Genomic DNA, 22719 nt, shown 5'->3' on the forward strand with positions numbered 1-22719 from the left:
AAACTTTGAAATTAGACTTCTGACTCCGGACTAAAGACTCCCGACTTTTTACCTATCTTTGCCATATATCATGAATCAGAATATCACTCCATACCAAGTAGAAGACGCAACTAAAAAAGAGCAGGTTGCAACCATGTTTAACAACATTTCGGGTACCTACGATTTTTTAAACCATTTTCTTTCTTTAGGCATTGATGTATTATGGCGTAAGAAAGCAATTAAAGAACTGGTTTCCATTCAGCCCAGAATTATGCTTGATGTAGCTACTGGAACAGGCGATTTTGCTTTTGAAGCGATAAAAAAACTTCGTCCAGAAAAGGTAATCGGTGTAGATATTTCTGAAGGCATGCTCGAGGTGGCCAAAAAGAAGATCGACGAGCGTAATCTGAACGAAATTTTTACCGTTCAGGTAGGTGATTCGGAAGGACTGCATTTTAACGATAATACTTTTGATGCCATTACCTGTGCTTATGGTGTACGTAACTTTGAAAACCTCGAAAAAGGTTTAACCGATATGTACCGTGTACTGAAACCAAATGGTAAAATGGTGATATTGGAATTTTCTAAACCGAGGGTATTTCCGGTAAAGCAACTGTACAGCTTCTATTTTAAACAGGTAACCCCGTTTTTTGGTAAGCTGTTTTCTAAAGACCACAGGGCCTATACTTATCTGCCCGAATCGGTAGCCGCTTTTCCTGATGGCGAAGACTTTACTGGCCTGATGGAAAAAATAGGTTTCAAAAGTACCAAACAGCGGATTTTAACGTTTGGAATAAGTTCGATATATATAGGAACCAAATGATCAGAAAATTAAGCCTCATTCTTTCTCTCTTCGCCGTATCTGCAACTTCCTTTGCGCAAAACTGGGGTGGTGGTATAGATGATGAAGATTGGAGTTTTGGCTTTAATTTCCAGTATATTTCAGCTGAATATAAAATCCTTAAAAAGGGAAACTGGCGCGCGCCTTTTTACGAGGTGCCAAATTCACTGGATCCCTCTTACGATCCAAATTCGGGCATTCCGGTTACCTCAACGTTAAATTCTATTTCCAGTCCGCCATCCCAGGGTTTTGGCTTGGGTTTCGTAATCAACAGGATGATTTCTGATAACTTCGATATCAGGGCCACGCCTTCACTTATTTTTAGCGATAGGATCGTCACTTATGAGTATGAACCCATGGCACCGATTAACCTGGGCAATGGGCAAATGAAAAACTTTCAAACCGTGGTTGAAAGAAAAGTTCAGGCTACGATGTTTGAATTTCCGTTGGGACTGAAAGTAAAATCGAACCGGATGAACAACTTTAGGGCATACTGGTTGGGCGGTGCAAAATATTCGATAGATATCGCTTCAAAAAAGAAAACCTTCGATGATGGGGAAACTGCCGTAAATAAATTTTTAAAGAATCGACGAAATTACCTGTCGTACGAAACAGGTATCGGTTTCGATATTTACTTCGAGTATTTTAAAATGTCGCCCGAAATAAAACTATCATATTCCACAAATGATTTGCTTCAGCACGACAATACTGTTTACGCCAATCCGATAGATAAGTTGAAATTACGTCAATTAACATTCAGTTTGATTTTTCAATAGTCCTGCAATCCAAAAAAACTTACCTTTGTGTGGGTTGGTAAATCAGAGGTGCTATCTTCGTGATTACCCATACTTAAAATTCATAAAAATGTCTAAAATCGCATTAATTACGGGCGCAACTTCTGGTATTGGCGAAAGTTGTGCGCATACATTTGCCCAACAGGGTTACAATTTGGTGCTTGTAGCCCGCAGAGAAGACCGTTTAGTTAAGATTGCCCATCACTTGGAAGATAAATATGCCATCAGTATTAAAAAGGTATTGGCAGATGTTCGCGAAAAGGATAACCTTACGGCCGCTTTGGAAGCTTTGCCCGCTGAATGGAAAAAGGTAGATGTGCTGGTGAATAATGCAGGTTTAAGCCAGGGTTTAGATCCTATTGATCGAGGCGATACCAATGATTGGGATACCATGTTGGATACCAATGTAAAAGGCTTGCTTTATGTAACCAAAATTGTTTCCAACTGGATGATTCCGAACCAATCCGGCCATATCATCAATATTGGTTCAATAGCCGGTAAAGAAGTTTATCCGAACGGAAACGTATATTGTGCCAGTAAACACGCGGTAGATGCGTTAACCAAAGGCATGCGTATCGACCTGCTTACCCATGGAATAAAAGTTACTGCCATTAATCCGGGCATGGTAGAAACCGAATTTTCGGTAGTGCGTTTTAAAGGCGACGAAGACCGTGCAAAAAAAGTGTATGAAAACTTTGAGCCGCTCATTGCCGATGATATTGCTGATGCCATCTGGTATGTGGTCAGCAGACCAAAACACGTAAACATTAACGATATGCTGATTATGCCTACAGCGCAGGCTACAGCAACGATAGTAAATAGAGGTTAATTCAGTTAACTGTATAAACGGTTTAAACCGGTTAATTGAAAGATTAAATGATTAATAAAAATTGAAAATAATAACTGGTGATCGGGATTTACATTTAACCGGTTAACCAATTCAAACGATTAAACAATGATATCAAACACAATAGATCAGGAAATAAAGAAAGCTATGCTGGCTAAAAACAATGCACAGTTAAGGGGATTAAGGGCAATAAAGGCGGCTTTACTTTTAGCCAAAACAGAGAAAGGATCTTCAGAAGAAATTACTGAAGAAGCTGAACTTAAAATTCTTCAGAAACTGATTAAGCAACGCCGCGAGTCTGCTGATATTTACAAGCAGCAAAATCGAGAGGATTTATACCAGGTAGAGAAAGAAGAAATTGAAGTAATTAATCAGTTCTTGCCAAAACAGTTAGATAGGGAAGAGGTTGCTGCAATTATCGAAACGGTAATCAAACAATCTGGCGCTACATCGGTTAAGGATATGGGGAAGGTAATGGGGATGGCAAATGCGGCACTTGCAGGTAAAGCCGATGGTAAATTAATTGCTGAGATTGTTAAAGAAAAGTTAGCTTAATTTAAGTCCGAAGCGCATTTATTGCTGGCGGCTTGTTGCCATACGTAATGCAAACAGCGTTTTTATACCGTTTTCGATTTTATTTCAGAAAAATGGCATAGAAATGCATAATTTTAATTTTACTCTACTAACTTAGTAGCACAATACCATCTAAAATAGATATGACTTACCCGATAATAGAAGAAGACGGATTTAAATACATAGAAGCTGGAACAGGCGAGACACTGGTATTGCTACACGGCCTAATGGGCGAACTAAGCAATTGGGAACTCGTTATAGAATACTTTAAAGACCGCTATCGCGTAATTATTCCAATTTTGCCAATTTACGACCTGCCTATTTTAACCTTAGGTGTAAAAGCATTATCGAGATACCTTCATCGCTTTTTAAAATATAAAAATTTAAACCAGGTGGTGCTTATTGGTAATTCGCTTGGTGGCCACGTTGGTTTGGTATTTACTGTAGCCCACCAGGAGTTTGTTAAAGCTTTGGTGTTAACAGGTAGTTCAGGTTTATACGAAAATGCTTTCGGAGGATCTTTCCCACGCAGGGAGAGCTACGATTACATTAAGGAGAAGGTTGAATTTACTTTTTACGATCCTGCTACTGCAACCAAAGAGCTGGTTGATGATGTTTTTAAAACAGTTAACGATAGGTCGAGGGTTATTCGCATTTTAACCATGGCAAAATCGGCAATACGCCACAATATGGCCAAAGATCTTTCAAAAATTACCATACCGGTTTCCTTAATATGGGGTAAAAATGATAAGGTTACCCCACCGGAAGTGGCAGAAGAATTTCATGAATTGTTGCCGAATTCGGAGTTAAACTGGGTTGATAAATGCGGGCATGCGCCTATGATGGAACATCCCGAAATATTTAATGCATTTTTAGAGAAATTTTTAGATAGAATATTGTTAAAATAAATGTTTGCCGCAGAAATCATATCAGATACAGTTCCATCACTGATGACCAATGATACGGTGCAAAAAGCTTTAGACCGGATGAACGATTTTAAGCTAAAGCATTTGCCTGTTGTAAATGGGGTAACTTTATTGGGCCTGGTGTCTGAAGATGATTTACTGAATATTGATAACCACGATACGCTGTTAAGCGATAGTACAGTAAACATTCTCCATGTTTTTGTATGGAGCAATGTACATACTTATGATGTGATCAGGTTATTGAGCCAGTTAAAATTAACGGCAGTGCCGGTTTTAGATCAACATAAAAATTATGTGGGTTTAATTCCGATCAATAACTTGGTAAATGCAGTGGCCGAACAGTATGCGGTAAACGAACCTGGGGGAATTATCGTTCTGGAAATCAGTAACCGCGATAATTCGCTTGCACATATTGCTCAGATTGTGGAGGCTGATAATGCACAGGTGCTCTCTTCTTATGTGAATTCTTTCGAGGATTCTACGCGTTTAGAAGTTACGCTGAAAGTAAACAAAACAGAAATTACCTCATTGGTGGCCTCTTTCGAAAGGTATGATTACCTGGTAAAAGAAGTCTACAATAACACCCAGGTTGATAATGGATCGCAAGAGCGTTACGATTCTTTCATGAACTATTTAAACGTATAAACCGCTCTTATGAGGATTGCAATTTACGGCAGAGATTTTAATGATACAGTTTTACCTTATGTACAGGTGGTTTTCGATCATCTGGCCGAGCACCGGATCCAGCCTGTGGTATATTCTAAATTTAAAACTTCTCTGCACGGTAAAATAAAATTGCCAGCCAGTACCATTGTATTCCATAACCATGCCGAACTTAAAGACCATGCCGATGTATTATTGAGCCTGGGCGGAGATGGAACTTTGTTGGATACTTTGTCGCTGATCCGTAACTCAGGCATTCCTGTAATCGGGATTAATTTTGGCCGCCTGGGTTTCCTGGCCAGTATCAATAAAAACGAAATTGCATCGGCACTCAAAGCCCTGATCAATAAAGAATATACCTTAGATTCCCGTTCACTGTTAACATTAGAATCTGATAACGGTTTATTTGGTGAAGAAAATTTTGCACTGAACGATATTACGATTCACCGCCGCGATAATTCGGCCATGATGATCATCCATGCTTCAATGAACAATGAGTTTATCAACTCTTATTGGGCAGATGGGCTGATTATCGCTACCCCTACAGGCTCTACAGCATATTCGTTAAGCTGTGGCGGCCCGATTATTTATCCCGATTCTAAAAATTTTGTAATTACCCCCATTGCGCCACATAATCTGAATGTGCGGCCAGTGGTGGTGCCAGATCATAATAAGCTCTCTTTCGAGGTAGAAGCAAGGGAATCTAAATTTTTGGTTTCGTGCGATAGCCGGACCGTTACGGTAGAGCGTTCGGTAAAAATTAGTATTAAAAAGGCAGATTTTTGCGTAAATCTTATCAGGCTTAACAATGAAACGTACTTAAACACGTTAAGGAATAAATTATTATGGGGCATCGATACCCGTAACTACTAAGTATGACGCCAAACAAAAAACTATTGATTATCCTCTTCATCATCGTGAGCGGGCAGCTGGTCCGTGCACAGCGTGAGCCAATAGGTGAGCCCTCTTGGGAGGTTGGCGTTATGGCTGGTGGAGCCGGTTATATGGGCGATCTTAATCAGAACAATCCTCTGCAGATCAGCGGTTTTTCGGGCGGTGTTTATATCAAGCGGAATTTTAACCAATATGTGGGTATTCGTTTAAATTATACCTACGGACAGGTAAAAGCAGATGATTCCTATTCCAGCAATGAGCAGTTTCGTGAACGAAACCTGCGTTTTAGAACCTCACTGAACGAGATTAGCGGATTGGTGGATTTTAATTTTTTTAATTTTAACCTGGGCGGCGGAACGCGCCAGTTTACACCATACCTCTTTACCGGGGCAGGTTTCCTTATTTTTAAACCAACTGTAAAAGTAAACGGCGAAAGATACCGGTTAGATAGACTGGCAACTGAAGGCCAGGAAAATGGCTACAACAACGCTGTTTTAACCATTCCGTATGGGGTAGGGCTAAGGTATAATTACAAAGATACCTGGAGTGTTTTTACCGAAATAGGCTACAGAACGCCATTTACCGATTATATCGACGATGTGAGTGGCCGTTATCCGGTTAACCAGGTGATTGTTGGAAATGGCCAGAATCAGGTTAATTTATCTGATCCTTCGCGCTTCCAGATCGGGCAGCCGGGTACGCAAAGAGGGGATTTTCGAAAAAGGGACACTTATCTATTTGTTAGTGTTGGCATATCTTTTACCTTTGTATCCTCAAAATGCTATTCCTTTTAAGCTGATTTTGACATAATTAATGGGATTTAAAGAACAAATTGACTATAACCGCCTGCCAAAGCACATTGCCGTTATCATGGATGGCAATGGAAGATGGGCAAAAGGCCGGGGTGAAGTGCGGGTTTTCGGCCACGAACAAGGGGTGCTGTCGGTAAAAGACATTGTAGAAGGCTGTGTGGAAATAGGTATCCAATATTTAACCTTATATGCTTTTTCTACCGAAAACTGGAACAGACCAAAGGAAGAGGTAGATGCTTTGATGCAGATCCTCATTTCTACCATCAACAAAGAAACCGAAACGCTTAATAAAAATAATATTAAGCTTAATGCCATCGGCAATATCGCATCCCTGCCTCAGGAGTGTATTGATGATTTAAAAGAAGCCATGGCAAAAACAGCCCATAACGAGAAATGCACATTAACACTGGCTTTGAGTTATAGCGCAAAATGGGAAATTCTGGAGGCTGCCAAAAAAATTGCATCAGCGGTAAAAGACAATGCCATTTCTATAGATGACATTAACGAAGACCTTTTTTCATCAAAACTAACCACGGTAAATATACCCGATCCGGAACTCATGATCAGGACCAGTGGCGAACACCGCATCAGCAATTACCTGCTTTGGCAAATGGCTTATACGGAGTTCTATTTTACCGATGTTTTGTGGCCGGATTTCAGGCGTGAAGATCTTTTCGAAGCCATTGTAGACTATCAAAAACGCGAACGCCGTTTTGGTAAAATTAGTGAGCAATTAAACTAATTTTTCTTTTAACACTTTTTAACAAGCGTTTAAACTAACTTAGCACCACTTTTACACTATAAATGAAACCATGATAAGGGAACAACGTAAAGAAAATTTGCTTTATAAAATACCGTTACCTTTTGGCCATTACTGAACAACTAATTTTAATGAAAAGAATATTTCAAGTTTTAATCCTACTAGTTTTAGCCGCTCCGGCCTTCGCTCAAGTACGTCCACAAGGTCAGGCTCCGGTAACCCCTTCTTTAAAGGTTGGTGGCTTAGATCTCGATTATTTTAGTCCAAAAGAATATATCATTGGGGGTACCACAGTAACCGGCACCCAGTACCTGGATAAGGAAGTGTTAATCACCTTATCTAAGCTAAATAAAGGCGATAAAATCGTTCTGCCTGGCGAGGCCACTTCTGATGCGATTAAAACACTTTGGGCCCAGGGATTATTTGATGATGTTAAACTTAATATCGAAAAATTTGTTCAGGATTCTGTTTATTTTGAAATTGAAGTAGTTGAGCGCCCCCGTTTAAGCTCAATCGACCTAAAAGGTATCCGTAAATCTGAAAGAACTGCAATTCAGGAAAAATTAAATGATAAAACCGGTAAAATCGTAAACGATAACCTCTACAATACCACCTCGGCTATAGTTAAAAAATACTTGTTGGATAAAGGTTTTTTCTTTACCAAGATCGATTACAATACGCGTAAAGACCCAAATGCAGAGAACAGCGTAGTATTGGAAGCAAATATTGATAAAGGTCACCGTGTTAAAGTACGGCATATCGATTTTACCGGGAACAAAGATTTTAAATCGGCCAAACTTAGAAAATACCTTAAAAACCCTAAGCAATTTGCCTGGTGGCGCTTTTGGGGATCCGGAAAATTCTCAAAAGAGAAATACGAAGAGAACAAGGTAAAAATGATTGCCAAAATGCATGAGAAAGGCTATCGTGATGCCGAATTACTAAAAGATACCATTTACCAATATAACGATAAAAAGGTTAATATTAGAATGGACCTTTACGAAGGTAAAAAGTATTATTTTGGTAATATTACCTGGGCTGGTAATGCCATTTATCCGGATAGCATATTACAAAAAGTATTGACCATCGAAAAAGGGGATGTTTTTAGCGAGGAGAAATTAAATAAAAAATTAAACGGTGGTGGCGAAAACGGTGGCGACATCAACAGTATGTATACTGATAACGGATACTTAACTTTTAATATCGATCCGGTACAGACCAAAATTTATGGAGACACGGTTGATGTGGAATTACGGATGTATGAAGGGCCACAATATACCAACAACCGTATCACCTTAAAAGGAAATACCATCACAAACGATAAAGTGGTGTTGCGTGAGATCCGTACCAAACCGGGACAAAAATTTAACAAAAGTGATTTAATCCGTACCATCCGTGAAATTGGTCAATTAGGAAACTTCGACGAATCTAAAACAGTTCCGACACCCCGCCCTAATCCGGCAGATGGTACGGTAGATATCGAATATGCAGTAGAAGAAAAACCATCAGATCAGATCGAATTATCGGGTGGTTTTGGCGGTGGCCGTATTATCGGAACCCTGGGTTTAACCTTCAATAACTTCTCGTTGCGTAACCTGTTCAATTTAAAAGCATACAAGCCATTACCAAAAGGAGATGGACAGAAATTAAGTTTGCGTGGACAAACCAACGGTAAATATTACCAATCGTACAGTTTCTCGTTCTCTCAACCTTGGTTTGGTGGCGAGAAACCGGTAAGTTTTGGGGTAAGTGCATTCACCTCTTTACAATCTAACGGTTTAAGCAGCGGCGATGCCCAGTTTCAGAAAATCCGTTTAAATGGTGTAACCGTTAGTTTAGGCAGAAGGTTAAACTGGCCGGATAACTACTTCCAGTTATCGCACGCAATTAGCTTGCAACAGTATATCCTGAATAACTATACAGGATATTTATTTAGCACCGGTACTTCTTATAACCTGAGTTTATCGCAAGAGATTAGCCGCGATTCAAGAGATTCGCCAATTTTCCCTAAATCCGGATCGTTTATACGTTTCACTATTCAGGCTACACCACCATTTTCACTGTTTAACAAAGTGAATTATGCAACGGCGCCTGATAAAGAAAAATATCGTTTTACCGAATATCATAAATGGAAATTCGATTCGCAATGGTACCAGCGTGTGGTAGGGAATTTAGTCGTTAAAGCGCAGGCACAATTTGGTTTCTTGGGCTCATACAACAAGGCAGTGGGGCAATCCGCATTCGAGCGTTTTAAATTGGGTGGCGACGGGATGCAGGGCTTCGATTTTTTACAGGGGTCTGAGCTGATCGCGATGCGTGGTTATGCAAATAATACGGTGATACCAAATGGTTCTGATCCGAGAATTGCACAACAATCGGGTAGCCCAATTTATACCAAATATGTGCTCGAGGCACGTTATCCGGTAATTGCGAGCCAGCAGGCAACAGCATTTGTTTTGGCCTTTGCCGAGGCAGGTAACACCTGGAACAGGTTTGGCGATTTTAATCCTTTTAACGTGCGGAGATCAGTTGGTGTTGGTGCACGTATCTTCTTGCCGATCTTCGGTTTATTGGGTATCGATTACGGACATGCATTCGATAGAATTCCGGGAGTTGCAGATGGAGGTAAACAAAACTTTACTTTCAGTATCGCACAACAATTAGGTGGATTTTAATTGATAAAGAACAAAAAAATAAGTAATTATGCAATAAATCATTGCAAGTGGAGTTTAAAAAAAGCTTAGGTTATTAATATATCAGTTAACACACACAAAAATGAAACCATCAGATTTTGCTTACTTGGAAATAAACAAGATAAAATCATGATTGCTTCATCACTTTAAAACAATTATACAGGATGAAAAAATATCTTTTTATCGCATTCCTACTTTGCACATCTTTCGGTGCCTTTGCGCAGAAATTTGCTTATGTAGACACGGAGTATATCTTAAAACATTTACCAGAATATAAATCGGCATTAAGTCAGTTAGATGTGGCTTCAAAACAATGGCAACAGCAGGTTGATCAGAATTTTTCTGAAATAGACCGGATGTACAAAGCGTATCAGGCTGATCAGGTTTTATTAACAGATGATATGCGCAAACGCCGTGAAAATGAAATTATTGAAAAAGAAAAACAGGCAAAAGAATTTCAGCGGTCTAAATTTGGTCCCGATGGAGATCTTTTCCAAAGCAGGGTAAAATTAATTAAACCGATTCAGGATAAAGTAGCCGAGGCTATTAAACAGATTGCAAAATCTAAATACCTAGACTTCATTTTCGACAAGAGCAGTGAAGCAACGATGATGATTTATGCAAGCAGCAGTTACGATGTTAGTAATGATGTTATTGTAAAATTAGGTTATAAACCAGGGACAGTAAATAATTAGTATATTCGTCACTCATTTTAGAAAAAACAAACGAAAAAAATAAAAAAAAGTAAAATAGAAAGATGAGAAAGTTAATTAACGTATTCTTTGTAGCAGCAGGGTTATTGTTTACAGCGAATATGGCAAGTGCACAACAAAAATTGGGTCACATTAATTCTGAAGAGGTATTCGCAAACTTACCAGAGGCTAAAACAGCTCAAACTACTTTAGAAACCTTAGGTAAACAAAAGCAGGCTGATATTGATGCAATGATCAAAGAATATCAAACCAAAATGGCCGCTGCAGAAGCCAAGCAAAAAACGTTAAGCGAGGCAAACAAAGAAACAGTGGGTAAAGAATTGCAGGCTGCGGGCCAGGAATTACAGGATTTAGAAAAACGCATTACAGATGCACGTACAAAAGCTTCACAAGATATAGGTACTAAGCAAGGCGAATTGTTCCAGCCAATCCAGGCTAAAGTGGCCAATGCAATTTCGGCTATCGCTAAAGAAAAAGGTTTAGCTTACGTTTTCGATATTGCAAACGGACAAGGTGGTAACAACTTAGTTTTTTGGGATGGCGGTGACGACATTACGGCAGCAGTTAAAACCAAATTAGGTATTTCAGCAACTACGGCAAAACCAGCTGCACCTAAAAAGTAATCTTGAGTCAGGAGTTCGGAGTCAAAAGTCTCCTTTCCAGTTCAAAATATAAAGCGGAATTAAGTTTAACTTGGTTCCGCTTTTTGGTTTAAGAGAAGTTTTATTGTTGTAAAGTTTAAACGTTGGAAGGTTCTGTTCGGGGCTTTAAAACATTCCAGCGTTCCAATATTTCAACCTTCAAACATTTCAACTAACTTTACAACTTTCCAACATCAAAAGGCATGCAAAACTCTTCGCCCATAGGTATTTTCGATTCGGGTTACGGTGGTTTAACGGTTTTCCGTTCTATTGTAAATAAATTGCCAGATTATAATTATATCTATCTGGGCGATAATGCCCGCTCACCCTATGGCGATCATTCTTTCGATACCATTTATAAATATACGCTGGAATGTGTAGAATGGCTTTTTGCAAAAGGATGCCAACTGGTAATCCTGGCCTGTAATACCGCTTCTGCGAAAGCACTGAGAACCATTCAGCAAAAAGATTTACCAGTTAAATATCCTGGCAGAAGGGTGCTGGGGGTAATAAGGCCTACAGCAGAAGTAATTGATACCTATACCCAAACCAAACAGGTTGGTGTAATGGGGACAAGGGGAACGGTTAACTCACAATCGTACCTGTTGGAAATCAATAAATTTTTCCCCGATATACAAGTTTATCAGCAAAGCTGCCCGATGTGGGTACCGCTTATTGAAAACAACGAGCATTTAGAGCCAGGAGCAGATTTCTTTATTAAAGAATACTGTGATCAGCTGTTGCACCAGTCGGCCGGTATAGATTGCGTATTGCTGGCCTGTACGCACTACCCTTTATTAATGCCCAAACTAAAGAAAGTTTTTCCGGATCACATCACGGTTTTAACACAGGGCGAGATCGTAGCCAACAGTTTGGTCGATTATTTAGCAAGGCATCCTGAAATCGAAGAAAAATTGGCTAAAAATGGCGAAAGGTATTTTTACACGAGTGGCGATCCGGCTGCATTCGATGAGCATGCTTCTATCTTTTTCGGTGAGGCATTGGAATCGGGTAAGATGTAATTTTGTAGCTCATTGAGAATTGATCATTAGTCATTTGGTTACGGGTTATTATTATGAATAAACTGTAAACTGCCCACTCCTAACTACCTACTGCGGTAACTGTTCAACCCTCACCAATACCGTTGGCGATGATAAGGCATCTAAAAAGGCAACAACAGCGTCTTTTTCTGCTTTGCTTAGCTTCAAACCCTTCAATAACTTGTCATTTTTAGGCAAAAGCGGATCGTTTACCTGCTCGGGCTTTACCCGCTGTACAGGCATGCCCACATTGTACATGTTCATTACGCCGTCCATATCCGGAAATAAACCATTGTGAAACCAGGGAGCGGTTTTCATCACATTTCTTAAACCTGGGGTTTTAAACTTGCCCACATCTTCAGCCTTTTTGGTTACGTTGTATAAGCCTAAATCTTCATATTTACGGCCATAATAAGTTAAACCATCGTTGTGGAACTCGTTATCGGTAAAAAACGGACCATTGTGGCAATTGATACAACGCGCTTTGGTGCGGAACAAATGCAAACCCACCAACTGCTGATCGGTCAACGCTTTTTTATCTTTTCCTAAAAAACGATCAAAAGGCGTTCTGCGGCTTACAATACTGCGTTGAAAAGTAGCTAAACTTTCAAAAATTCTTTTATTGGTAATTTTATCCGAGCCAAATGCGGCTGTAAAGTAAGGTTGGTAACCTTTAATCTTGCTTAGTTTTTTAGGTAAAACTTTCATGTCCTGGTGCATTTCGTTATGCGCGGCCACCGGACTACCAGCTTGTTCTTCGAGGCTATTGGCCCGGCCATCCCAAAACAGGCGCTTGTAAAACCAAACATTTTCCAAAGATGGGGCATTGCGGATATTGGCCAAATGATCATGACCAATGGAAACCTGGCGGCCATCGGTCCAGTGCAAATCTGGAGCATGGCAGCTCGAGCACGAAATCTGGTTAGAGCCTGATAAACGCGGATCGAAAAATAAAATCTTACCCAACTCAACCACCTTTTTAACTGAATCATTTTTTAAATCAACCGGAGCGGGAGGGAGCTCTCCCAGTTCCTGAAATACAGCTCCCGGATCTACCGTTGGTTTCGGCCACTGGCTGGTAGGTTTCGAATAAACTTTGCGCAAACTGTCAATACTCAACTCATCATCATCGTTAAAATTGGCCGATTGAAATGAAAATAAGATTAATCCGGTGAATGCAAGAGCAAGAAGGGCAAAAAATTTATTCATGGGTTAAAAATACAGGTTTAAGCTAATATTGGAAGAAAAACGGTCTTTACCGGGGGCACTTGTCAATGTTCTGCCAAAATCTTTTAGATCTTCCCTTCGCCAGTAAGTAAGGGCAACTTTGATACCAGCCTGAACTTGTTTAAACATCGGGATGCTATAATCACCGGTCAGGTTAGCGCCAAATTTTGAGGTGGTGTGGTAAGCATAGTCGTAGTAAATTACATTTCTGGTAAATACACCTTCATTAGCCAATAATACATTAAAATCAGAATCAAGATATTGATTATATAAGCCGGTTAAACTGAAGCCCCAATTATGGTTATTTTTATTCTGGCGGTTTATACCATAACTAAGCGAGTAATTTAACTGGTTGAATCTGATATCATTTCCGGCAATACCGTCTTGCTTACGTTCTCCGTATTTACTTAAGCCTAAGCCAAAATTATGGGTGATTTGATTATTAATTAACGAGAAAAGGCCTCTGGCTGCGATAGTATTGTCTTTATACAGATAACTATTGGCCAGATAAACATGTAAATAGTTATGGCCGTTATTTCTGTAATAGGATAAATCTGCGCTAAATTTGTTATTCCTTCCTTTTTTCAACCAATACAGCCGGTACTTTTCGTTAATTAAGTTGAAACTGATGTATTTTGTAATTCCTGATGAAGTTCGATAATCAAATTTCTGCTTTTCTTTTGATGTTTGGAATGTGAAATTGAAGCTTCCCATTGTTTCATTATCAAAAGTTAAATAGGCATCGAGTCCATCTCTTGTTTGGTTATTCTGAAAGGTCCTTCTTTCATTATATTCTTCTCCCTCCCCATAACCATTTATCAAATAATTGGTAAACTCGGGGATTACTTTGCCTTGAGAGAGGCTGTTATTTTTATAGGCAACATTTACTTTTTCTAAGCCATAACCATACCTGTAAGCCGCTCCTATGGTTAATTCTTTGGCAATATTATAACCAATTGATGCAACCAGATTTAATTGATAATCGCTAATTTCTCCGCGCGGATCGTTAGTAGAATAATGGTTGCCTATCCTGTAATCTGCACCTAAGCCGACAGGTAAATTATCGTTTAGTAAATTTTTACTGGCTAAAGCCTTTAGGTTGTAAACTGTTCTTTGATAATTAAGATTTTTAACTGAACCAAAATAGTATGGATTTACCAGGTTGTTTCGGGTTTGATGTGAAAATGAGGTACTATCTTCTACCGATCTGTTATATGAAAACAAACCCCATAATGTGACAGATTTGAGCTGCGAAATTCCTTCTGTACTCAAAGCTGTTGTGTTAATCTGTGTTGCATCCTGGGCTTTCATCAGATGCCCCTTCTCGAAAATTTGATTAATCTTTAAGCTGTTAAAAGTTAGAGGCATTAACTTTTTAATAAAAAAAGGACTTGTTTTTGCAAAGTCATAGGCGCTAAATTGAGCTGAATCTGCAGAAAACCGTTTGTTATTTGTTGCTGTATTTGAAGCATCATTCACCTGAGCTGATGCCGTAAATGCAGTGCCGAAAATTAAAATTGTATATAAAATATTATGCTTCATTTTTATGATGTGAAGTATTTTCGCCATGTAATAATTATTTAAACCCCCTTGGATTGGCAAGTGGCAGGTAGTCAAAATCTTCGGCTGAGTTATTGGTATCTTTTAAAATTATCCTTCCATTTACGATAGCTTCCGTTTTTCTGATTACTGATTGCGAAGAATATATCCCGTTGGGAACATAGGTGTATAAGGCATCCAGGCTTGCAACAAGCTTTTTAGGTACTCGTGATGTCGCTACGTTGGTTTGAGTCTCCACCGCATCAATAATGAAAGAGCGTGGAATCTGATAATATTTATCAGCACTTGAACTTGGTGGAGCAATGGTTGGATATGGATATTTAGGTAAATCTTTGATAGGCGTTTTGCCATTATTTTTAAAAATTACATAGCCCATTCTGCCGCTGGTTTCTAAAATCAGATCAGTTCCATTGTAAGATAAGACGTCAATATTGGGTACTAAGGGGTTGTCTATATCGGAAGCGAGAGGGCGGGGTAGGAAAGGGGCATAATAGGCTTCAAAATCTGCGCCACTCAAATCAATTGTTAAAGATGGGTCGCGTGCAGTAATTACTTTCCCATCAGAACCGGTAAAGGGTGCTTTATGGTTTACGGCAGTTTGCGCCAATACAATACTTTTACCCGGTAACACCGGATATTGCTTTCCGGTTCCAGGGATCATCAATAACGCCCTCATATAAACATAATCGTTATTGGCATCAATATCCGAAGGCATTCCCTGAGCTTTACTCCAATCATACTGGCTGTTCGTTTGTCTGTAAATGTTCACAGCAGTAAAGTTTTGGATGCCTAAAGCCTCGCCAATGTACAAACTATCGGCATACAATACAGAATCTGAGTTGTTGTAAATCTCAATAAACTGATCTCTAAAACTAGCACCTGTTGTGGTATTAGACCCTGCAAAATAGATTTGCTTAATTACCCATGGGCCAGTAGGGCCAGCAATAAGTTTTAAATTAAGACTCTGGCCATTTTCAATAGTGATGATTCTTGCTTTTTCTGATGCATTAAAGACCACATTTTTAGTCACGCTTTCTCCGGTAAGTGCAGAATATTCAGCGGCTGATATTTCTACCGAAGCAGAAATATCATAGCTTCCTGGTGAGATAGAATCCAGCGAAAAAGTACCATCATCTTTAGCAGTATAAATGTTTTCCTTATTATTCTTGTTGTTCTTAAATGTAAGTTTAACTTTTGCAATGGGTAAAATCTTTGCAAGATCAGCAGAAGCATATGATGCGATAACTTTGAATTGTACCGGATGAATTTCTGGTGTATCCCCCTGGTATTTTTTGCAAGCAGTGAATAGCAGCACAATTGCAGTTACTACAAATATTATTTTTTTCATCATCTTATAGTTTAATCGATAATTCGGCACCAAATGTTGGGCTGGTATTTGGATATTTATACGTACCCGCAGGGGTAACATAATAAGGCTGGTAATTAAAAACATTGTATACATTAAAAGCGAATTTGAAACGCTTCTTAATCTCCTTTGCAATGCTCATGTGGTAATTTGAGAATATGCGGGGAAGATTTTCTTCGGCCTGTTGTTCTGGGCTTTTGTATAAATGACCATAGGAAGTATTATTCTTATCGAAATTAGTAATAGCTATATATTGATTAGTGCTTGTATAATAACCCAGCGGAATTCTTGAACTTTCCGGACTGATAATTTTATCTAATAATTGGAATTCTGCAATAAAAGAAACTACAAGACTTAGCTTAGGGATATGGGTTACACTGGTAAGTCTTCCTGTACTGAAATATGCTCTGGTATTTTTTGGTTCATAAACACCAATGTACGCGTAGTTTGGGTCTGTAGGAACAGTGTTTGGGATTTCGTTGCTCAATGAATTATAGCGCGAGCGCGATTTAGTTTTGAAAAGCCCGCCACTAATGTTAAATGAAGTTTTGATCTGTTTAATCTCTGGGGTGTTTAAGATCAGCTCAAAGCCTTGGTTATCAGATAAAAGGTCATTTTTAAATGCTGAATAATTAATGGCGTAAGCTTTGGTACCTGTTTGGTTTATTGTTGGTTTTGCACCGGGATTGATAGTTGCAGTGTAAGTGGGCAGAAAAATGCTCTGTAAATTTTGAACGGTAGATATCCCATCCCGCGATTTTTTGTTAAAAGCAGTTAAAGAAAGATTAAATTTATCAATTTTTAATTGTGCAGATAATTCGATGCTTTCGCTCTTTGATGGTTTTAAACCTGTGCTAGTAGGTTCGTAACGCTCTACATAAACCAGATAAGTACTTTCATTTACCTTACCATTATAGGCATTTAACAATGGCACTTCAAAAAACGTTGGCCCTGGGAAACGTTGTGCCAGGCCTGGCGATTTATATGATAAACCATAAGCCACGCCAAACCTAAGGTTTTTATTTGCTTCATAATTGATATTTGTTCTGGGTGATATTGAAGTATACCCATTTTGTATATCAGATCTTATACCGGCACGAATATTCAAGGGTCTACCCATTACAGTTGCGGTAAAGAGGTCTTCAACATAAAAACCAAGGTCTTTTTGGGCAAGTGCCAACCTGAAGTCGTAATAACGTTCTGAACTTTTTGTGCCCAAAGAAGTACTTGCAATTCTTGTTGTAGCCCTCGGCTCGTTCGGATCAATGGTTTGGCCCAACCCTTTGTTTATGCTATAGCTAAAGCTGGTACCAAAAGACAGGTTGTGCACTAAATTTCCTGTTGCAAACCCTCCCGTGAAATCTAAATTAGCTGATGCGGTAATCGGACGGCCATCTATCAATGATTTTGCAGTGTAAACTCCAGAATCATAATATCCTTCATGTATTCCTGTAGTAGTTGCTGTACTATATAATACATAAGCATCATTTACTAATTCTTCCTTGTAACTAACCTGGTGTCCTTCTGCATATCTTAAATTTAGACCAACATTTTTTAGGAAGCCGTTGTTGAAACGATAATTGCTTCTGTTTGCAATGCTAAAATTCCAGCTGTCAAATTTCGTTCTTGTACTCTTTTCATCGTCCGGGTCAAATTTGATTCCATCTAGATTCCGGCCATAATCTAAACTAAAAGTATTCTTTAGCTGTTTACTTTTTCCAAAAGAATTTGTCCACATGGCATTGGTGGTTAGCCTTTTGTAAGCTTTTAATTTGTCGCGGTTGTCCTGGAAAGAATTAACATAATTAATTCCAATATTTACAGCTCCATATTTTGGACTGATTTCAAAGCCTTTTGAAAAACCATAAGATGTAGCATTATCTCTTAATTGCATACGTACGTAAGCAGGAGACTTACCTGCCTGACGTTCAATAACAACAGCACCATCTGTTAAATCGCCATATTTTACCGGGGCCACACCTGGAATAACCTCAATACTTTCAATATTATCAGCGGGGATTTGGCGCAGGTCTGTTCCTCCAAAAGTATAATCTCCGGTGTAGCCTGTTCTGTCCTGCTCGCCAGTTCCTCTTATTCCGTATGATCCGCTTTTTACAAATGACGAACCTACCCCGCCTGCTCTGCCAGCATTAAAACTTTGCATGTTGGCATTATTACTAATGGTGTTTCCGTCCATAATAATGGCAATACCAAATGCATTATTTAACTCGAAAGCCCCTTTTCCATCAGTAGTGGGGGCATAAGCAGCCCTTAGGTTAATATTCTGTACGTTTTGTAAGGATGGCGGCTGGATTTTTCTATTCGGTATCTGATTCAATAGATCATTTACACTCAAGGCAGGCGTTTGCTCAATTAAATCTCTGGTAATGATTAATGAAGAGTTGGTTTGGCCGGTATAATTCCGCTTGGCATTGATCTCGATGTTTTCCAAGCTTAAGTCCAAAACTTTTAAGGTGATATTACCGAGATTAGTTTCGCCAGCTTTAATGGTTACGGGTAAGTTTAACTTCTGATAACCGATATAGGAAAATTCGAGGGTCAGTATATTATTCGTTTCAGAGCCATTAATCCTGAATAAACCATTTTTGTCTGTGATGGCATATTGATTGGTTTCTACAATTTTGATATTAACAAGTTCTAAAGGCTTGTCCTGTGGATCGGTTACTTTTCCGACCACAACATTTCTAATTTGCGCTATCGCAGTGAAGCAAATAAAAAAGAATAAGGCGAATGTGTAAAGTTTTTTCAATTTAGACTAAATCTTAATAATGATGCAAATGTGAGAATTCCACATTAACTATGCAAATTATTTAGAACGATTCTAATTAATAATACAGGTATTTAATTAACACAGGCAGCCCAACGAGCATTTTAGAAGTGTGTCAGCTTAAACTCATCATCTTAAAAGAAAGCATTTTTCTTTAGGTTGTAATGAGTTAAAAGGATAACTTTGCGGCTTCAAATCCACACAATGAGTGATCAGATAAAACACGAATGCGGAATCGCTTTTATTCGACTGTTAAAACCACTTTCTTACTACCAGCAAAAGTACGGTACAGCACTTTACGGCCTTAACAAATTATACCTCTTAATGGAGAAACAGCATAACCGGGGCCAGGATGGCGCGGGTATTGCCACCATTAAGCTGGATATGAAACCGGGAAGCAGGTATATCAGCCGATACCGGAGCATGGCATCAAATGCGGTAGCAGATATTTTCGAATATGTGCAGAACAAATTTGTTGATATCCAGGAAAATACGCCTGAACTAATGCAGGATACAGAATGGCTCAAAAACAACGTAAGCTTTATTGGCGAGGTGTTATTGGGCCATTTGCGTTATGGTACACATGGGAAAAACAGCATTGAAAATTGTCACCCCTTTTTAAGGCAAAACAACTGGATGACCCGTAACCTGGTAATTGCAGGGAACTTTAACATGACCAATGTGGATGAATTATTGGAGCAATTATACGAATTGGGCCAGCATCCTAAAGAAAAAGCCGATACAGTTACCGTATTGGAAAAAATTGGTCACTTTCTGGATGATGAGAACCAGGAACTTTTTGACCAGTACAAAAAAGAAGGGCATGATAATATTGCAATTACACATAAAATTTCCGAACATTTAGATATTGCCAATATCCTTCGCCGCTCGGCCAAAACCTGGGATGGCGGTTATTCGATCTGTGGTATGGTTGGTAATGGCGATTCGTTCATTATGCGCGATCCGGCAGGTATCCGCCCGGCTTACTACTATTACGATGATGAGATTGTAGTTGCAGCTTCTGAACGCCCCGCTTTACAAACCGCATTCAATATTCAGTATAAGGATGTTAAAGAGATCGATCCGGGTCATGCTTTAATTATCAAGAAAAACGGCCAGGTAAGTATGGAACAGTTCCGCGAGCCTACCGAAAGATTATCATGCTCATTTGAGCGCATCTATTTCTCGAAGGGAAGCGATGTTGAAATTTACCGCGAACGTAAACAGCTGGGCCGCTTATTAAGCGATAAAATTTTAAAAGCCGTTAACTACGACCTGAAAAACACTGTATTTTCGTTTATCCCGAATACAGCTGAGGTGGCCTTTTTCGGTATGGTTGATGGCGTACAGCGTTATGTGCGTAACCTCCAAAAAGAAACCCTTTTACATAAAAAGGAACAACTGAACGACGAGCAGTTAGACGAGTTATTGTCGCTGGCTCCCAGGGTAGAAAAACTGGCGGTTAAAGATGTAAAACTACGCACCTTTATTACACAGGACGCAGACCGGAGTGAAATGGTTGCCCATGTTTACGATACTACTTATGGGATTATCAACAACCATCAGGATACGCTGGTAGCGTTAGACGATTCGATTGTTCGTGGTACTACGCTTAAGCAAAGTATCATTAAAATTGTAGACCGTTTACACCCTAAGAAAATCATTATTGTTTCTTCAGCTCCTCAAATCCGTTATCCTGATTGTTATGGTATCGATATGAGCCGTATGGGCCAGTTTGTTGCTTTTGATGCGGCAATACAACTCCTTACCGAGCGTGGCATGTGGCAGGTAATTGAAGATGTTTATACCAAATGCAAAGCGTCGTTATTATTGCCTAAAGAGGAAATTGTAAACCACGTTAAAGAAATTTATAAACCATTTACCCCGGAAGAAATTTCGGCCAAAATTGCGCAGATTATCACGCCAAAGGGTACCGTTGCCGAGGTTGAAGTAATTTACCAAAGTTTGGAAAACCTGCACGAAGCCTGCCCGAAAAACAAAGGCGATTGGTATTTCTCCGGAAATTACCCTACACCAGGTGGTAACAAGGTGGTAAATAAAGCTTTTGTTAACTGGAAAGAAGGAAATAACCAAAGGGCTTACTAGCCTCAAAATCCCTGAGGGGAATAAAATAATGAATAGCCCATATCACTGATATGGGCTATTTTTTATCACCGAGTGCACCAAGTTTGCACAGCGAAAGGGAAAGTGGTACTCTGCCATCAATGACGATCCTGTAGACAATTTTTATCACTAAGGAACAAAGACCCAAAGCAGATTTCAAACACTTGTTCTGGTCTTGGTTAATGTTACTGCCTTTTCATCCCTAAACCTGACATTCGCGGAAAGCCCGGAGGCCGGTTTTTCACCGGGCGAGGACTTGCAGCATTGGCAGGACTGACGCTTAACCGGAGTACAGGCATTGCTTTTCAATAAAAATAATATGAACCACTGAGGCACAGGGATACCAGACGATTTTGTATAATTACTCGGTCTCATGAGTTAATGTTACTGTCTTTTCATCCCTAAACCTGACATTCTCGGAAACCCCGGAGGCCGGTTTTTCACAGGGTGAGGACTTGCAGCATTGGCAGGACTGACGCTTAACCGGAGTACAGGCATTGCTTTTCAATAAAAATAATATGAACCACTGAGGCACAGTGATACCAGACGATTTTGTATAATTACTCGGTCTTGGTTAATGTTACTGCCTTTTCATCCCTAAACCTGACATTCGCGGAAAGCCCGGAGGCCGGTTTTTCACCGGGCGAGGACTTGCAGCATTGGCAGGACTAACACTTAATGCCAGCACTAACATTGCTTTTCGAAAAAATAATATTAAGCACGAAGATACAAAGGGCAACAGGCCATATTAGTATGCCGGTACTGCTAAGTTGTTATGCGTAAAACTTCAGGTAGGTTTTAATAATGAGCCAGAAGGCGAAAAAGATGATCACGACGCCCGCAATTTTATTCAGCTTTTTAAGTGCATCTTCTTTTATTTTGTAACGGAGTTTGCTGGAGTAAAAACTCTTGACGGCATCTATTGACAATTGAGTGGTCATGGCAATAAAAAAGCAGACCAATTTCTCATTTAGCATGTTGTTGAGCTTAACAGAGATGATTCCGCTGACGATAATCCAAAACATAAGGGTAGAAGGGGTGAGGATACACATCAGAAACCCTTTTAAAACATAACCTCTCTTACTTACTTTTCGTAAGGTCGAGCTATCATAATGTACGGTTATTTTAGAAACCAGGTAGTAGATGCCTACCGCCAACAGGAATAGGCCGCCAATAGCGCCTACGTATTTGTCGAATTCGGCTTTATAATCGAAAAACTGACTGCCGAAAAGTACAAGGCCAATCAGAATAATATCACTGAGGATTACGCCTACTGCTAAAGAAAAACCTGCTTTGAAGCCTCTTTCTATGCTGGTTTTAATCATTGCAAAAAATACCGGCCCTGTTAAAAACGACGAAATAATCCCTGCTCCTATTCCTAGTAATATGGCTTCAAACATGCATTGTATTGTTTATAATGCGAATATGCAATTTTATACCTAAACATATAACATTTATTTTTGTTGCACAGGTTGCAT

General features: G+C 39.4%; 19 protein-coding genes. 14 read left to right on the forward strand and 5 right to left on the reverse strand.

What is annotated here, in order from left to right; all coding sequences use genetic code 11:
• Positions 1–70: 70 nt before the first annotated feature.
• The 13 genes from ubiE (at position 71) to murI (ending at position 12158) form a co-directional block, all read left to right on the forward strand.
• The gene (gene ubiE / locus GGQ60_RS22370; RefSeq protein WP_183768605.1) at positions 71–802 is read left to right on the forward strand and encodes a bifunctional demethylmenaquinone methyltransferase/2-methoxy-6-polyprenyl-1,4-benzoquinol methylase UbiE; all 732 of its coding nucleotides are present in this window, start codon (positions 71–73) and stop codon (positions 800–802) included.
• Positions 799–1596 (forward strand): type IX secretion/gliding motility protein PorT/SprT, encoded by a 798-nt coding sequence (gene porT / locus GGQ60_RS22375; protein ID WP_183768607.1) that lies wholly within the window; start codon positions 799–801, stop codon positions 1594–1596. The genes ubiE and porT overlap by 4 nt, the downstream gene beginning before the upstream one ends.
• Positions 1597–1684: 88 nt before the next feature.
• Complete coding sequence (locus tag GGQ60_RS22380; RefSeq protein ID WP_183768609.1) at positions 1685–2443, forward strand: SDR family NAD(P)-dependent oxidoreductase; 759 nt, start codon at positions 1685–1687, stop codon at positions 2441–2443.
• Between the two features lie 126 nt (positions 2444–2569).
• Positions 2570–3016 (forward strand): GatB/YqeY domain-containing protein, encoded by a 447-nt coding sequence (locus GGQ60_RS22385; protein WP_183768611.1) that lies wholly within the window; start codon positions 2570–2572, stop codon positions 3014–3016.
• Positions 3017–3177: 161 nt separating this feature from the next.
• Positions 3178–3942, forward strand: coding sequence for an alpha/beta fold hydrolase (locus GGQ60_RS22390; protein WP_183768613.1), 765 nt, complete (start codon positions 3178–3180; stop codon positions 3940–3942).
• Entirely contained in the window at positions 3943–4605 is a 663-nt protein-coding gene (locus tag GGQ60_RS22395) for a CBS domain-containing protein (RefSeq protein WP_183768615.1), read from the forward strand.
• A gap of 9 nt (positions 4606–4614) precedes the next feature.
• Positions 4615–5496, forward strand: coding sequence for an NAD kinase (locus tag GGQ60_RS22400; protein ID WP_183768617.1), 882 nt, complete (start codon positions 4615–4617; stop codon positions 5494–5496).
• Between the two features lie 2 nt (positions 5497–5498).
• A complete protein-coding gene (gene porG / locus GGQ60_RS22405; RefSeq protein ID WP_183768619.1) occupies positions 5499–6311 on the forward strand; it encodes a type IX secretion system protein PorG in 813 nt (270 codons plus the stop codon).
• Positions 6312–6330: 19 nt separating this feature from the next.
• Positions 6331–7071 (forward strand): undecaprenyl pyrophosphate synthase, encoded by a 741-nt coding sequence (gene uppS / locus GGQ60_RS22410; RefSeq protein ID WP_183768621.1) that lies wholly within the window; start codon positions 6331–6333, stop codon positions 7069–7071.
• 149 nt (positions 7072–7220) lie between these two features.
• Positions 7221–9764: an outer membrane protein assembly factor BamA gene (gene bamA, locus GGQ60_RS22415; RefSeq protein ID WP_183768623.1), complete on the forward strand. Its 2544-nt coding sequence runs from the start codon at positions 7221–7223 to the stop codon at positions 9762–9764.
• A gap of 182 nt (positions 9765–9946) precedes the next feature.
• Positions 9947–10477, forward strand: coding sequence for an OmpH/Skp family outer membrane protein (locus GGQ60_RS22420; RefSeq protein ID WP_121283542.1), 531 nt, complete (start codon positions 9947–9949; stop codon positions 10475–10477).
• 62 nt (positions 10478–10539) lie between these two features.
• Positions 10540–11118, forward strand: a complete 579-nt coding sequence (locus tag GGQ60_RS22425; RefSeq protein ID WP_183768625.1) for an OmpH/Skp family outer membrane protein — start codon at positions 10540–10542, stop codon at positions 11116–11118.
• Between the two features lie 221 nt (positions 11119–11339).
• Positions 11340–12158 carry a glutamate racemase gene (murI, locus tag GGQ60_RS22430; protein WP_183768627.1) on the forward strand — a complete coding sequence of 273 codons (819 nt, stop codon included), beginning with the start codon at positions 11340–11342 and terminating at the stop codon, positions 12156–12158.
• 87 nt (positions 12159–12245) lie between these two features.
• On the opposite strand, the gene GGQ60_RS22435 is transcribed toward murI, so the two are convergent.
• Genes GGQ60_RS22435 through GGQ60_RS22450 form a run of 4 tightly spaced genes read right to left on the reverse strand, consistent with a single transcriptional unit; the run spans position 12246 to position 19027 of the window.
• Entirely contained in the window at positions 12246–13385 is a 1140-nt protein-coding gene (locus tag GGQ60_RS22435; protein ID WP_183768629.1) for a cytochrome-c peroxidase, read from the reverse strand.
• Between the two features lie 3 nt (positions 13386–13388).
• On the reverse strand, positions 13389–14972 hold the full coding sequence (locus GGQ60_RS22440; RefSeq protein WP_183768631.1) for a DUF6850 family outer membrane beta-barrel protein: 1584 nt from the start codon (positions 14970–14972) through the stop codon (positions 13389–13391).
• Between the two features lie 7 nt (positions 14973–14979).
• Complete coding sequence (locus GGQ60_RS22445; protein ID WP_183768633.1) at positions 14980–16314, reverse strand: DUF4876 domain-containing protein; 1335 nt, start codon at positions 16312–16314, stop codon at positions 14980–14982.
• 1 nt (position 16315) lies between these two features.
• Positions 16316–19027: a TonB-dependent receptor domain-containing protein gene (locus GGQ60_RS22450; protein WP_183768635.1), complete on the reverse strand. Its 2712-nt coding sequence runs from the start codon at positions 19025–19027 to the stop codon at positions 16316–16318.
• A gap of 294 nt (positions 19028–19321) precedes the next feature.
• On the opposite strand from GGQ60_RS22450, the gene GGQ60_RS22455 reads away from it, so the two are divergent.
• Complete coding sequence (locus tag GGQ60_RS22455; protein ID WP_183768637.1) at positions 19322–21223, forward strand: amidophosphoribosyltransferase; 1902 nt, start codon at positions 19322–19324, stop codon at positions 21221–21223.
• Positions 21224–22014: 791 nt separating this feature from the next.
• Here GGQ60_RS22455 and GGQ60_RS22460 read toward each other — a convergent pair.
• On the reverse strand, positions 22015–22641 hold the full coding sequence (locus GGQ60_RS22460) for a LysE family translocator (RefSeq protein ID WP_183768639.1): 627 nt from the start codon (positions 22639–22641) through the stop codon (positions 22015–22017).
• Positions 22642–22719 lie beyond the last annotated feature (78 nt).

The organism is Pedobacter zeae (assembly GCF_014196715.1).
Classification (GTDB): domain Bacteria; phylum Bacteroidota; class Bacteroidia; order Sphingobacteriales; family Sphingobacteriaceae; genus Pedobacter; species Pedobacter zeae.

Coding starts and splice junctions, on each gene's coding strand:
- ubiE (WP_183768605.1), top strand. CDS start 71: ATGAATCAGAATATCACTCCATACCAAGTAGAAGACGCAACTAAAAAA.
- porT (WP_183768607.1), top strand. CDS start 799: ATGATCAGAAAATTAAGCCTCATTCTTTCTCTCTTCGCCGTATCTGCA.
- GGQ60_RS22380 (WP_183768609.1), top strand. CDS start 1,685: ATGTCTAAAATCGCATTAATTACGGGCGCAACTTCTGGTATTGGCGAA.
- GGQ60_RS22385 (WP_183768611.1), top strand. CDS start 2,570: ATGATATCAAACACAATAGATCAGGAAATAAAGAAAGCTATGCTGGCT.
- GGQ60_RS22390 (WP_183768613.1), top strand. CDS start 3,178: ATGACTTACCCGATAATAGAAGAAGACGGATTTAAATACATAGAAGCT.
- GGQ60_RS22395 (WP_183768615.1), top strand. CDS start 3,943: ATGTTTGCCGCAGAAATCATATCAGATACAGTTCCATCACTGATGACC.
- GGQ60_RS22400 (WP_183768617.1), top strand. CDS start 4,615: ATGAGGATTGCAATTTACGGCAGAGATTTTAATGATACAGTTTTACCT.
- porG (WP_183768619.1), top strand. CDS start 5,499: ATGACGCCAAACAAAAAACTATTGATTATCCTCTTCATCATCGTGAGC.
- uppS (WP_183768621.1), top strand. CDS start 6,331: ATGGGATTTAAAGAACAAATTGACTATAACCGCCTGCCAAAGCACATT.
- bamA (WP_183768623.1), top strand. CDS start 7,221: ATGAAAAGAATATTTCAAGTTTTAATCCTACTAGTTTTAGCCGCTCCG.
- GGQ60_RS22420 (WP_121283542.1), top strand. CDS start 9,947: ATGAAAAAATATCTTTTTATCGCATTCCTACTTTGCACATCTTTCGGT.
- GGQ60_RS22425 (WP_183768625.1), top strand. CDS start 10,540: ATGAGAAAGTTAATTAACGTATTCTTTGTAGCAGCAGGGTTATTGTTT.
- murI (WP_183768627.1), top strand. CDS start 11,340: ATGCAAAACTCTTCGCCCATAGGTATTTTCGATTCGGGTTACGGTGGT.
- GGQ60_RS22435 (WP_183768629.1), bottom strand. CDS start 13,385: ATGAATAAATTTTTTGCCCTTCTTGCTCTTGCATTCACCGGATTAATC.
- GGQ60_RS22440 (WP_183768631.1), bottom strand. CDS start 14,972: ATGGCGAAAATACTTCACATCATAAAAATGAAGCATAATATTTTATAT.
- GGQ60_RS22445 (WP_183768633.1), bottom strand. CDS start 16,314: ATGATGAAAAAAATAATATTTGTAGTAACTGCAATTGTGCTGCTATTC.
- GGQ60_RS22455 (WP_183768637.1), top strand. CDS start 19,322: ATGAGTGATCAGATAAAACACGAATGCGGAATCGCTTTTATTCGACTG.
- GGQ60_RS22460 (WP_183768639.1), bottom strand. CDS start 22,641: ATGTTTGAAGCCATATTACTAGGAATAGGAGCAGGGATTATTTCGTCG.